The following is a 13,284-nucleotide window of genomic DNA, read 5'->3' on the forward strand; positions in this document are numbered from 1 at the left end:
CGGTTCACTTCGTTAGGCACGACTATCCAGAAAGCATTAAGGGTTTACATTGGCTAAGATTCAGGCAATACGTGGGATGAACGATATCCTGCCAGAGCAAACACCGGTCTGGCAGTTTGTTGAGTCCACGGCGCGCAAAGTGTTGCGGCAATATGGTTATCAAGAAATTCGGATGCCCATTGTAGAGCAGACAGATCTGTTCAAGCGTTCCATAGGTGAAGTGACAGACATCGTTGAAAAAGAGATGTATACCTTTGAGGATCGCAACGGCGACAGCTTGACATTGCGGCCCGAGGGCACTGCCGGATGCGTTCGTGCGGCTGAAGAGCACGGCTTATTATTCAACCAGACTCGCAGGTTGTGGTATACGGGGCCCATGTTCCGGCACGAGCGTCCGCAAAAAGGGCGGTATCGCCAGTTCCATCAGATTGGCGTTGAGTGCTTTGGTATTCAAGGCCCGGATATTGATGCGGAACTACTGATTCTTACCGCCAGGCTCTGGCAAGAGTTAGGGCTTGGTAATCATGCTCGCCTAGAGATCAACTCTATTGGCTCATCGGCTGCGCGCAAAGAGTTTCGTAGTGCCTTAGTGGATTATTTGAGCCAGTTCAAAGCGGAACTTGATGAAGACAGCCAAAGGCGGTTGGAGACCAACCCGCTCCGTATTCTGGATACCAAAGATCCCGGGACCCGCAAGTTGCTCGCAGATGCGCCGCGTCTGGAAGACTATCTTGATGAGGAATCGCGGGACCACTTTGCCCGGTTAAAAGATCTGTTGGATGCGGCCGGCATTGTCTACACCGTCAATCCGGCCCTTGTGCGCGGTCTTGATTACTATGGTAAGACGGTTTTTGAATGGGTAACTGAGAGCCTTGGCGCTCAGGGTACTATTTGCGCAGGTGGTCGTTACGATGGTTTGGTAGAGCAACTTGGTGGAAAGCCTACAACGGCCGTTGGTTTTGCCATGGGTCTTGAACGCCTTATCTTGTTGCTGGACACCTTGGGGTTGGTGCCTGAAGAAGCTAACAGCAATGCAGATGTCTATGTAACGGCTATGGGTGACACAGCCATAGCGCCTGCGTTGGCGCTTGCCGAAAACTTGCGTAATCAGCTTCAAGGTCGAATCGTTATCAGCCATTGTGGTGGTGGCAGTTTCAAAAGCCAGATGAAAAAAGCGGATAAAAGTGGTGCCCGTTACGCAGTCATTCTTGGCGAAATCGAAGTAGAGAACGCAACAGTAGGCCTTAAACCACTGCGTTCAGATGAAGAACAGACCAGTGTGCGTCAGGCTGACCTAGCAACTGTGCTTGCGAAAGCTCTGACGAACTGATTCGCACAACTATAAAAGTAAAAACCTATTACAGGAGTTATCATGGCGGAACTGCGCACCGAAGAAGAACAGGTACAGGCGATAAAAGACTGGTGGAAAAAAAATGGCAGTTCTCTGCTGATTGGTATCGGTGCCGCTCTTGCAATTGTATTTGGCTGGCAGGCTTGGCAAAACCATCAGGACCAGCAGCGTGCCGAAGCCGCTAACCAGTTTGCAAGTCTGTTGAATGCCTTTAGCAATCAGGCAGATGAAACTGCAGGTGAAACTGTTGCCTTTGTTGCGAATACTCTGCGTGAGGATTATACCGACAGCGCCTATGCCGTATACGGCAACCTGATTCTGGCGCGTCAGCAATTGGTTGAAGACAACGATGCGGAAGCGGCCATTGGTTCATTGCAATGGGCGCTAGAGAAAGCAGGGGAGCACAAAGCGCTGTCTTTGGTGGTGCGTAATCGCCTTGCTCGCGCCCAGTTCTCTGCAGAACGTTATGATGATGCACTGGCCACCATAGATAGCGCCGGAAGCATAGATAACACCGGAGCTTTTGCAGCGATTTTCTCCGAATTGCGTGGCGATATTCTGTTAGTGCAGGGCGACAAGAAAGGTGCTCGAGAGGCTTATCTGGCCGCCCGCGAGCAAAGCCAGCAAGGTCGCAGTGGCATTTTGGAACTCAAGTTGTCTGATCTCGGTGTTGGAGAGGAAGCCTGATGCTGTTAGCGGGCAACAGACTGTTTCATGCTGGTGTTTTCTCGGCTCTAGTAGCAGCACTGGGCATTAGCGGTTGCAGCTCAACAGATACCTTTGAGCAGCCGGTGCCTGTCCCAGAAGTGGACGAAACGGTTGAGTTCAAAACAGTCTGGAGCCGGTCTGTAGGAGACGGACACGATGGTGACTTTCTTTATCTGGCACCGCTGAACACTGGCGACATTGTGTATGCGGCGTCTGCTGACGGTGAGTTGGTTGCCGTGGATGCCGAGACTGGAAAGCGCAAATGGAAGCGACAGCTGGAAAACCGCATCTTTGCAGGTGTTGGCGGCGATTTGGAACGGCTTTATCTGGTTACTCGTGAAGCAGACTTAGTGGCTCTTTCCCGTGAAGACGGGCAAGAATTGTGGCGCAGTGCTTTGCCCACAGAAGCTTTGGCAGCCCCGCAATCGAACGGCACGTTGGTGGTCACTCAAACCACAGATGGGCGGGTTCTTGCGTTTGATGCTGCTAAGGGCGAGAAGCGCTGGCAGTATGAAGGCGTGGTACCCGTGTTGTCCCTGCGTGCCGCTGCAGCTCCATTGGTGGGTGGCGACGTGGTGATAGCATCGTTTTCCAATGGAAAACTCATGGCGTTATCGGCCGATGCAGGCCAACCTTTGTGGCAGTACGAAGTTGGGCAGCCGCAAGGGCGCACGGAACTTGAAAGGCTTGTAGACATAGCTGGCCAGCCGCTTGTTCTTGATACTGCGGTGATGGTTACCGGTTATCAGGGTAAACTCGCACTGGTGGATATTCGTACCGGTCAGGAAATTTGGAGTCGTAAGGCGTCCAGCTTGCACGCCCCAATGGTGGGCGGCGGTAATATTTATCTAGCCTCCGCTAACGGGGATGTCATCGCATACCGCGGCTCCGATCGCAGGGAATTATGGCTTCAGGGTGCTTTGTCCTGGCGTCAGCCGACCCAGCCAGCGGTGTATGAGGACTATTTGGTTTTGGGCGACTATGAAGGTTATCTGCATGTGCTCTCAAGAGAGGACGGAAGCCTTGTGGGCCAAAAAAGTTATGACGGTGATGGCCTGCGGGTTCCATTGCAACGCATGGCCAACGGAAACCTGATGGTTTTCGGAAACGGCGGCAAACTGTCTGTATTCAAACTGGAGACGCGGAACTGATCCTCGCCTCCAACGCTCTGCCGCATGCAGAGCCTAAAACGACTGTATAGCGAACCATTATGACCCCAGTAATTGCCCTTGTCGGCCGGCCAAATGTTGGTAAATCGACATTGTTTAACCAGATGACGCGTACCCGCGATGCTCTGGTGGCGGATTTTCCCGGCCTAACCCGCGATCGTAAGTATGGTGAGGGCACTTACGAAGACCAACGCTTTATCGTTATTGATACCGGCGGCTTGACAGGCACAGAGGAAGGGCTGGATCTTGAAATGGCCCGCCAGTCTATGCAAGCCGTTGATGAAGCAGACATAGTACTGTTTTTGGTTGATGGCCGCTCAGGCTTGACTGCCGGTGATGAAATGATTGCCGATCACCTGCGTCGGTCGGGTAAACAAGCGCATTTGGTCGTAAACAAGACCGATGGTCAGGACCCGGACGTTGCAGCGGCGGACTTCTATAGTCTCGGTTTCGCCTCAACGTTTATGATAGCTGCATCCCACAACCGTGGCGTTCGGTCGATGTTGGAGTTGCTGCTTCCCTCCGAAGAAGACCGTGAAGCGGCTGACCATGCGGACCGCTACCCGGGCATTCGCATAGGTATTGTTGGGCGCCCGAACGTTGGCAAATCTACACTGGTTAACCGGATGCTGGGTGAGGAGCGAGTCGTCGTTTATGACATGCCGGGCACGACTCGGGACAGCGTTTATATTCCTTATGAGCGTCACGAAAAGCAGTACACTCTCATTGATACTGCCGGTGTCAGGCGTCGAAAAAACGTTAATGAAGCGGTGGAAAAATTCTCCATTATCAAAACGCTGAAGGCAATCGATGATGCCCATGTTGTGATACTGGTTATCGATGCGCGGGAAGGCTTGGTCGATCAGGATTTACACCTGATCGGATTTGTTCTCGATGCCGGTCGATCATTGGTGGTTGCGGTCAATAAATGGGATGGCATGGATGCGGAAGATCGCGCCAAGGTGAAAGAGCAGGTGAAGCGTCGCCTAGACTTTTTGGATTATGCCGACAAGCATTATATCTCTGCGCTCCATGGCTCAGGCGTTGGCGTTTTGTACGAATCGGTAGAGGCATGCTATGAATCCGCTATGGCGAAATGGCCAACGAACCGCCTGACAGCCATACTCGAAGATGCTATTGCCCAGCATCAGCCGCCCATGGTTCGCGGGCGTAGGATCAAGTTGCGCTACGCTCACCAAGGTGGCTCAAACCCACCGGTTATTGTTGTCCATGGCAACCAAACAGACGCCTTGCCGGGATCATATAAGCGGTATTTGGAAAATACGTTCCGTAACGTGCTTAAGGTTACGGGCTCTCCGATACGGTTTGAGTTCCGTTCCAGTGAGAACCCCTTTGCCAATAAAGTTGACCGTAAAACACCCCGGCAGAAGGTCAAGCAGGATAATGATTTGAAGGCTGGGCGGAAAGTTAAAAAGACTCGTCAGAAAAGCCTCAAGCGCTGACAGGTCTTCTTCACATTCAGACGGGGCGGCTTAGGCCAGCCCCGCATCCTCTACCTGCTTTGCCTGAACAGCCGTCAGTGCGATAGTAAATACGATATCCTCTACCAAGGCTCCCCTTGAAAGGTCGTTAACCGGCTTTCTCAAACCCTGCAGCATGGGGCCAATACTTACCACGTTAGCGCTACGCTGAACCGCCTTGTAGGTGGTATTGCCGGTGTTGAGATCCGGGAAGATAAATACCGTCGCTTTGCCCGCTACTTTGCTGTTCGGAGCCTTGCTCTTGGCCACGCTTTCAATAGCCGCAGCGTCGTATTGTAGAGGGCCGTCAATGAGTAGGTCTGGCCGGCGTTGACGGGCAATTTTGGTGGCTTCACGAACTTTAACCACATCGTGCCCGCTGCCCGATTCACCGGTGCTATAGCTGATCATAGCGACCACAGGTTCCACACCAAATGCTTCTGCAGACTCCGCACTTTGAATAGCAATATCAGCCAGCTCTTCTGCGTTGGGATCTGGGTTGATGGCGCAATCACCGTATACGACTACCTGCTGGGGTAGCAGCATGAAGAAAACCGACGACACAACCCGCGCGTGATCGTGGGTCTTGATCAGCTGCAGGGCAGGGCGCACGGTGTTCGCGGTGGTGTGAATAGCACCTGAAACAAGGCCGTCGGCCTCATCGAGGGCGACCATCATGGTGCCCAGAACCACGTTGTCCTCTAGCATCGCCTCAGCCATATCTGGGGCGAGTCCTTTGTGCTTGCGTAATTCAACCATGGGTGCGATGTAGTTTTTGCGCATTTGGGCCGGGTCAATGATCTCAATATCATCGGGTAGCTCAAAACCCAGAGATGTTGCAACACCACGAATTTCGCCTTCATCGCCGATTAAAGCGCAGCGTGCAAGTTTACGTCGGTGGCAAATGATTGCTGCCTCAACCGTGCGAGGTTCACTGCCTTCGGGTAGCACGATGCGTTTGTTCGCTGCTCTGGCTCTTTCAGAAAGCTGATAGCGAAAAGCCGGCGGGGATAAACGGCTCTGAACTTGAACGCGAAGGTGCTCTTGAAGCCAGTCGGTATCAATTTTCGTTGCCACTGCTTCCATCGCTTTCTCGACCCGGTCGGGATCGTCGGTGGGGATGGCGGTGGAGAGGTTTGCCAGCATGTGGGCTGTTTCGTAGGTATTGGCGGAGGAACTCAGCACTGGCAACCCTGTATGCAGTGCGCGCGAGCACAAATCAATAACGCGCTGATCCGGCATAAGACCACCTGTTAGCATGAGGCCAGCCATGGGAACACCATTTAAAGCCGCAACAGCAGTTGCCACTATAATGTCCTCCCGATCACCCGGGGTGACCATGAGCGTGCCTGGGCTTAGAGTCTCCGTCATGTTGCGGATTGAGCGGGCACACACAGATACCTTTTGAACGCGCCGCAAGTGCATTTGTCCTTCATGCAACACCGGCATATCAAGTTCGCGAGCAATATCAGAGACCCGTGGCGCTAATAAGTCGGACTGCCACGAGATCTCGCCAAGTAAACGGAAGCGACCATCCCGGAAAACCTTGCACTCATTCCGGTAATCAGGGGTTTCACCTTCAGTTTGGCTGATGTTGCTGTACGGTTCCAACCCAGATCTTTCGGGCTCACCGAGTTTATTGAGAATAACGGCGATCACATCCTGCGCAGAAGCATCGGAAAACAGACGGGCAGAGAAATCCAGCTCTTCGTCCAGATCGCTTGGACTGCTATTGCCAGGAGCACTAACCAGCACGACATCCGATCCGAGGTTGCGCGCGACTTCCACGTTGAGTCTGGCGATATAGGCTTCACGACGATCCGGAACAAGCCCTTCAATAACCACTACATCTACATCTTTGGCAACTTTCTGATATTCACCGACTACGGTTTCCATCAACAGGTCGGATTTTCCGCGGTTCAGCCGGTATTGGGCTTCTTTAAGAGGCATCGGGTCGGGTGGCTGAAGGTGGCTGCGTGAACGTACAAACGTAACGGATGCGTCTTTGCCACCGTTATGTGAGGACTCGCCGTGGTTAACCGACTGGCAAAAGGGTTTGTAGAACCCAACACTGATACCTACACGCTCCATGGCGCGCAATAAACCCAGACAGCTAGAGGTGAGCCCTGAGTTTATGGATGTAGGTGCAATAAACAGACTTTTAGCCATAAGTGAGTTCCGGGTTATTCAATTAGTAAGTTTTGATTCATAGGCCAATGGGAAATCTAACGATCAGACTTCTAAAAGCTGGACGCCAAACGCGTAGCCTCACGGGCGATCACAAGCTCTTCGTTGGTTGGAATGACTAAGATAGGGAACCGCGAACTGGCATCGTCTATTCTTCCGTCGCTGTAACGGCCGTGATGTATATTCATATCCACGTTGATGTCAAAACCAAGCAGAGTCAGGTGGTTAACTGTTTGCGCACGGACCCTATGACTGTTTTCCCCGATGCCGCCGGTGAATACTAGGGCATCGAGGTGGTTCAGCGAAGCCATCATTGCGCCTATGTACTTTGCCAAACGGAAACAAAAGATGTCGATGGCCAAAGCCGAGGGCTCATGGCCATGGTCCGCTAGTTCACACAGCGAGCGCATGTCGTTAGTTTGCCCGGAAATCCCGAGAAGCCCGCTTTTCTGGTTAAGCATCTTGTGGACCTCCGCCTGTTGCATGCCCCGCGAGCTCAGGTAGTCAAAGAGTCCGGGGTCGATATCACCGCTTCGGGTTCCCATAACCAGTCCTTCTAGGGGAGTCAGCCCCATACTGGTGTCCACACTTAAGCCGTCTTTGATTGCCGTAATGCTGCAGCCATTGCCAAGATGCGCAGAGATTATCGAGGTGGTTGCTGGTGTTTTTCCTAGTAGGCGTGCCGCTTCGCGCGCCATAAAAAAATGGCTTGTCCCGTGGAACCCGTAACGCCTTACATTCAAGTCCCGGTAGTAAGATTCCGGCAATGCATACAAATAAGCACGAGGCGCTAAAGTTTGATGGTACGCAGTGTCGAACACGGCAACCTGCGGAGTTTCAGAGAATTGCTCTCGCGTTGCTTCAATTCCGGCTAGGTTGACCGGATTATGCAGGGGAGCCAAATCAGCACAGTCATTGATCGCTTTTACCACATCATTGTCGATGAGCACCGCCTCGCGAAAGGTTTCACCGCCATGAACTACGCGGTGCCCGACGGCCGTGGGGGTGGCTGGCATAAGTTGGCGATCTCTAAACGCAGAAACCAGTGCTTTAAGTGCCTGTTTGTGGTCAGCCCATGCTGGTAATTCGACAGCATGTTGGTCCCCATCGATGCGCGCAAATGCGTCTTGTCCATTCAATCGCTCTGCGATGGCAGACGCGAGCTTGTTTTCATTTTCGTCGAATAGTGCCAGCTTCAATGACGAACTGCCGCAGTTAACGACAAGAATGGATTGCTTCATGGTTTGACTGTTCCCTGAGTATCAGGTTTGTTTAAGAAGGTGAGCTTTTAACCACTCGGTAAATTCATCGCTAGGGAGTGGGCGACTGTAAAAATAGCCTTGGGACAAATCACAGCCTTCCTGCTTCAGGAAGTGAGTTTGTGATTCTTCCTCAACGCCTTCTGCGATGATGGTCAAGCCTAGACTATGTGCCATGTTGATGATGGCGCAGACTAATGAGGCGCCCCCTTGGGTTCTCGTTACATCGTGGATAAACGTTTTGTCGATTTTAAGAGTGTCGAACGGGTAGCTTTTGAGGTAGCTAAGTGCGGAGTATCCAGTACCGAAGTCGTCGACCGACAGGCGTATACCTTCTCGGTCGAGCTCTCTAAGAATTTCTGCTGTTTCAATCGAATTGTCGAGCAGCAGGCGTTCGGTAATTTCTAGCTCTAGCAGCTCCGGAGCCAAGTTGCTGTTGGATAGGGCCTGCATCACTGTTTTGGTAAATCCAGAGTCTCTAAACTGTCGCGGAGACACGTTCACTGATATGCCAATGTCTTGGCCGGTAATGTCCTTCCACCGGGTAGCTGCATGGCAGGCTTCTTCGAGCACCCAGGCTCCTATGCCAATAATAAGCCCTGTTTCTTCCGCCAGAGGAATAAAACGGTCCGGCATAACCATACCCATAACGGGGTTGTTCCAACGCAACAAGGCTTCCGCTGCGCGCACTTCTCCGGTGGCGGTGTCCACGATCGGTTGGAAATAGAGCTCAAACTCACGCTGCTCCAGCGCCCTCCGCATTCTAGACTCCATTTGCAGGCGTTCGTGGGATACCTCCGACATTTCCGGAGTGAAGTGCGCGAAGGAGCTCTTGCCTTGCCGCTTTGCTTGGTACATGGCTGCATCAGCGTGTTGGAGCAGGGTGCCGCTGTTATCGGAATCGCTCGGGAAAATGGCTATACCAATACTCGTCGTAACAAAAACTTCCTGACCATTTAGGGTATAGGCTGGCCTAAAGTTATCGAGAATGCGTTCCGCAACTTGAGAGGCAGGTTCGGGGCCAGTCAGCCCCGGTAAAATGACCAAGAACTCATCACCTCCCAGTCGGGCAACGGTGCTAGTACCGCGCAAACAACTGGAAATGCGACGGGAGGCTTCAATCAGCAGGTTGTCTCCGGCGTCGTGCCCTAGGGTGTCGTTAATGTGTTTGAAATTATCGAGATCCAAAAACATAACGCCAACCATGGAGTTTTCTCGGCGGGCTTGAGCCAGTGCGAGCTTGAGCCGGTCCAACGCCAGCATCCGATTGGGTAGACCAGTTAGAATGTCGTAGTTAGCCTGGCGTAATAACTGTTGCTCGTAGCGTTTTCGGATGCTGATGTCTTCCCCGAGAATAAGGTAGCCTGTGGCGTCTCCATCGCTATCCTTTATAGGGGTAACGATCAGCTGCTCCCAGAACCGCTCGCCATTGCGTCGAGTGCTGTTCACTTCACCCTGCCAAACACCCACGCGCTGAACCTGCAAACGGATGGATTGCCAGAGTTGGCGGTTATCCCGGACTTCCATTGGGTTATCGCTTAAAGCGCCAGGATGTCGGCCGACAATGGACTTTGCGTCGTAACCGGTGAGCTGCGTGAACTTATGATTTGCGAACTCGACCCGCCATTGGCGATCGCAGATAACAACGGAGGAGGGGCTTTGTTCAATGGCCATTGAAAACTTGTGGATCTCTGCCGCATCATTCTTCTGCCGCACCATGTCAGCACTCAAGCGCTCGCGCATTTGGTTGATTGCTTCCGATACACGTCCGATTTCATCATTTCGGTGCGACGGTGTATCCGGTCGGTCGAGCGTGAGCGGCGTGCTGAGGTTTGTCAGCGAGAAATCTCTGGCGTAATTCGCCATGGTGGTCAGGTGACGAGCAACAAAGTGCTGAAACACCCAAATGATGAGTATGGATACAAAAAACGTTTTCAGGAATTGGGTGGCGAGAATGATGCCGATCTTTACTTTCAAATTCTGGTAAACCCGGTCCAAATTGGCCGTTACGGTTAGTTCGCCAAGCTTAAAGGCTTCGTCGCCCTGATGAATTAGGTCAAAGCTATGGGATTGGGTGTCAGCGCTGCGGGGAATTTCACCCATGACCAATTCGGAGTCTGGTTCTATGCCCAGTCGAAGATGTGTAATGTCGGGAAGGCTTAAAATTCCTTCCATTTGTGTCTGGAGCAGCTTCTGGTCAAGCGCCCAGAGACTTCTGGATAGGCTTGAGGCGTAGCCGGACTCGATTACCTGCATACGGCTATCGATTTGGCTAAGATCTTTACTGTAATCCGAATAGATCTGAATGGCGGATGCGATCAGGGTGAAAGCCGAGCTGAACAAAAGTATCCAGGCCAGCAGCCTAAACGACAGTGGAGAGCCGGAGCGAAAACGTTGAAGGCGTGTCGGCAGTTTCGGCATGTCGTACTCAAGCCACCCAGACCGGTTGATTATTGCGTAGATTCCATTACTCGCCGACTATACCAGCCCTGATATTCAAATTCCCTGAAATTCGGCGAAAAAGGGGCAGAAATATACTGGCTTCTGCTTTTGTTTGTTTCTTCCGAAAGTGCTGCGGTCCATTGACACAGATCAATACCTGCATTGTAGGGTGGCGTAACCTGAGCTTAATCAAGTTTGATACAGGTGGAGAGAAAAAACATGTATATGGACGCAGTCGTTTTAGCTGGAATTGCAACTGTATTGCTGATGGTAGTGTTTTTCGTTGGCGTGGGTATTTTCGTGATGCGGGATCAGAAAGCTCACGGTAGCGCTCAGGCTAAGAAAAGCATCAAAACTAGCAGAAAAGCCGCCTGAAAAGGCGAGCTTTGATCGAAGGCTAGTAGCGCTTTCTGCTTCTCGCCTTAAATCAGCAAAGAAGTAGAAATGGCGTCCCCTAGGGGGTTCGAACCCCTGTTGCCGCCGTGAAAGGGCGGAGTCCTAGGCCACTAGACGAAGGGGACGCAACGCTTCAAAACCTTGCCTCGTCGAGGTGGCGCGTATATTAAGTAAGCCTTCCTCAACTGTCAACGCTTTTTCCAAAAAAACGTAAATACTTATTTTGTCGCGTCTTCAAGTGCTTCTCGAAGTGTGGGGTAGCTGAACTTGAATCCCGAGTCGAGCAGGCGCGCGGGGATGGCTCGCTGCCCTGTTAGTAAAAGGCGGGACATCTCCCCCAGCGCTATTTTAAGAAATGGTGCTGGGGCCGGGAATATCGCTGGTCGTTTAAGAGTATTAGCGAGGCATTGCGTGAATTCACGATTGGTGGTCGGGTTCGGGCTAACCACATTATATGCGCCCGAAGCTTCTGGGGTTTCCAGCATCCAAATAAGGGCGGCGACCACATCATCCCGGTGAACCCACGGCATGTATTGACTGCCCATGCCGAGACGGCCTCCAAGCCCAAGTTTGAAGGGCAAGATCATTCGCTGTAAAAAACCGCCGCCGTTGCCAGCTACGATTCCCGTTCTCGAAAGGCACACCCGCACTGTGGATGGTTGCAACTTGAGGGCAGCCTCTTCCCAGTCTTTACAGAGTTTATGGGTGAACTCATCGTTGGGTGGGGTATCTTCAGTCACTCTTGCGTCACCTTGAGCTCCGTAAAAGCCAACTGCAGAGCCGGAAACCAAGACCCCCGGCAATTGCTCCCAAGTGTTGATAATATCCACAAGCGCTAAGGTTAAGCTAATACGGCTATCCCGCAGGGCTTGTTTTCGCCCGTCGGTCCAGCGCTTGTCTGCGATACCTTCCCCAGCTAGATTGATAACGCCATCAAAGCCAGCATGGGCGCGAAGCGGTTCAAGGTTGCCTATAACCTCAACTGGACCGCAAAGAGAACGAACTTTGTCAGCTGCTTGTCGGCTCAAAACAGTCAGTCGGTAGCCGCGGCTAATCAATTCGCTGCAAAGCACCCTGCCAATGAAGCCGGTGCCACCGGTAATGAGAACATGCTTGTCCATCGCTTTCCCCTTTATTCGCCTGTGCTTTGATCAAGCTGCAGTGCTACGACATCTTTAATCGCCTGCCCTAAAAGAGGGTTTTCCCCAATGGGAGCAGAAAGCTTGATTCGTGCTCCCGTGGCCCTCTCAAGCCCTTCGATCATTGCAGGCACATCTTTGCGTAGGTGTCGCCCCGCAGCGAGGAAAAGGGGAACGATTGTGAACTCTCGGGCTCCAGCGGCAACCCCCTCGTGGATTACCGCGTCCAGTGAGGGTTCGGCCAACTCCATGTAGGCAATGCTCGAATTACTCACGGCTTTCAACGTGGGCTCGGCGAGAGCCTCGAAAGTATCGCACCAGCGTTTATCGCTGCTGCCATGCGCTAGCAAAATAATACGTCGGTTGCTCATCCAATCTCCTGACTCTATGGTTAAAAATGCGCCTGTCGTAATTTGTATTGTGGGTCGGTATTCTCTTCTTGACCTATCATTCAAGATAACAGGGTGGTCTTTAATGTTCGATTGGAAAGAGATTCTGGATTTCTGGTTTGGGGATTTAGATGAAAATGGGCTTCCCGACAGCTCCCGCCGTAATCGTTGGTTTCGGTCAACCCGGAAGTTTGATCAGGAGATACGCCGCCGGTTTCTTTCTATGGTTTTGTTTGCGTCTGAGCAAGGGCTTGAGCACTGGCGCAAAGCTGCGGGCGGGCGGTTGGCCGAAATTATATTGCTCGACCAGTTTTCCAGAAATATATTTCGCGGTGGCGCGCTTGCATTCGAGCAGGACAAGGCTGCGAACAAGCTCTGCAAGGAGGCTATGCGCAAAGGGCAGGATATGGCGCTGCCACCCATTCAGCGAGCATTTGTATATATGCCTTTGCAGCACTCCGAACGCTCTGGTGATCAGGCTCTTTCGGTAGAATGTTTTGAGCAGCTGGTTGCATCTACGTCTGGAGTGCTGCAAGACAACCTTAAAGGCTTTTTACGTTATGCGAGGGATCATCAGGAGGTCATCGAGCGCTTTGGCCGTTTCCCCCATAGAAATCAAGCTCTCGGGCGGGTGTCGAGCGAGGCTGAAAAGGAGTTTTTAGGTACGGCCCCGCGCTACGGCCAATAAAAATTTCGAAAGAAGGTTGACGAAAGGGTCGGGATGAGTAGAATACGTTTCCGTTGTCGGCACACGCTAAACAAC

The 13,284-nt window shown here is 52.2% G+C and carries 11 protein-coding genes and 1 tRNA gene; 6 read left to right on the top strand and 6 right to left on the bottom strand.

Annotated elements, in window-relative coordinates:
* Positions 1–49 precede the first annotated feature (49 nt).
* From hisS to der, 4 genes are read left to right on the top strand one after another with little or no spacing between them, the layout of a single operon-like run.
* Entirely contained in the window at positions 50–1,330 is a 1,281-nt protein-coding gene (hisS, locus tag MWU62_RS15655) for a histidine--tRNA ligase (RefSeq protein ID WP_247115765.1), read from the top strand.
* Between the two features lie 42 nt (positions 1,331–1,372).
* Positions 1,373–2,038 carry a tetratricopeptide repeat protein gene (locus tag MWU62_RS15660; protein WP_247115766.1) on the top strand — a complete coding sequence of 222 codons (666 nt, stop codon included), beginning with the start codon at positions 1,373–1,375 and terminating at the stop codon, positions 2,036–2,038.
* Positions 2,038–3,210 (top strand): outer membrane protein assembly factor BamB, encoded by a 1,173-nt coding sequence (gene bamB, locus MWU62_RS15665; protein ID WP_247115767.1) that lies wholly within the window; start codon positions 2,038–2,040, stop codon positions 3,208–3,210. Before MWU62_RS15660 ends, bamB begins: the two co-directional genes overlap by 1 nt.
* Positions 3,211–3,269: 59 nt before the next feature.
* Positions 3,270–4,691 carry a ribosome biogenesis GTPase Der gene (gene der / locus MWU62_RS15670; protein ID WP_247115768.1) on the top strand — a complete coding sequence of 474 codons (1,422 nt, stop codon included), beginning with the start codon at positions 3,270–3,272 and terminating at the stop codon, positions 4,689–4,691.
* 30 nt (positions 4,692–4,721) lie between these two features.
* On the opposite strand, the gene pta is transcribed toward der, so the two are convergent.
* The 3 genes from pta to MWU62_RS15685 all read right to left on the bottom strand — a co-directional run bounded on the left by pta (position 4,722) and on the right by MWU62_RS15685 (position 10,576).
* Positions 4,722–6,878: a phosphate acetyltransferase gene (pta, locus tag MWU62_RS15675; RefSeq protein ID WP_247115769.1), complete on the bottom strand. Its 2,157-nt coding sequence runs from the start codon at positions 6,876–6,878 to the stop codon at positions 4,722–4,724.
* A 71-nt stretch (positions 6,879–6,949) separates the two neighbouring features.
* The gene (locus MWU62_RS15680; protein WP_247115770.1) at positions 6,950–8,137 is read right to left on the bottom strand and encodes an acetate kinase; all 1,188 of its coding nucleotides are present in this window, start codon (positions 8,135–8,137) and stop codon (positions 6,950–6,952) included.
* 21 nt (positions 8,138–8,158) lie between these two features.
* Complete coding sequence (locus tag MWU62_RS15685; RefSeq protein ID WP_247115771.1) at positions 8,159–10,576, bottom strand: EAL domain-containing protein; 2,418 nt, start codon at positions 10,574–10,576, stop codon at positions 8,159–8,161.
* Between the two features lie 240 nt (positions 10,577–10,816).
* Here MWU62_RS15685 and ccoM point away from each other — a divergent pair, with 240 nt between their 5' ends.
* A complete protein-coding gene (ccoM, locus tag MWU62_RS15690) occupies positions 10,817–10,972 on the top strand; it encodes a cytochrome c oxidase subunit CcoM (RefSeq protein WP_200364132.1) in 156 nt (51 codons plus the stop codon).
* A gap of 70 nt (positions 10,973–11,042) precedes the next feature.
* Here the strand turns inward: ccoM and MWU62_RS15695 are convergent.
* The 3 genes from MWU62_RS15695 to MWU62_RS15705 all read right to left on the bottom strand — a co-directional run bounded on the left by MWU62_RS15695 (position 11,043) and on the right by MWU62_RS15705 (position 12,503).
* Positions 11,043–11,118 (bottom strand) — tRNA-Glu (locus tag MWU62_RS15695).
* Positions 11,119–11,211: 93 nt separating this feature from the next.
* On the bottom strand, positions 11,212–12,114 hold the full coding sequence (locus tag MWU62_RS15700; RefSeq protein WP_247115772.1) for a TIGR01777 family oxidoreductase: 903 nt from the start codon (positions 12,112–12,114) through the stop codon (positions 11,212–11,214).
* Positions 12,115–12,125: 11 nt separating this feature from the next.
* Positions 12,126–12,503, bottom strand: coding sequence for a CbiX/SirB N-terminal domain-containing protein (locus MWU62_RS15705; protein WP_247115773.1), 378 nt, complete (start codon positions 12,501–12,503; stop codon positions 12,126–12,128).
* Positions 12,504–12,606: 103 nt separating this feature from the next.
* Here MWU62_RS15705 and MWU62_RS15710 point away from each other — a divergent pair, with 103 nt between their 5' ends.
* A complete protein-coding gene (locus MWU62_RS15710) occupies positions 12,607–13,209 on the top strand; it encodes a DUF924 family protein (RefSeq protein ID WP_247115774.1) in 603 nt (200 codons plus the stop codon).
* Positions 13,210–13,284 lie beyond the last annotated feature (75 nt).

Source organism: Marinobacter sp. S6332 (assembly GCF_023016045.1).
Classification (GTDB): Bacteria; Pseudomonadota; Gammaproteobacteria; order Pseudomonadales; family Oleiphilaceae; genus Marinobacter.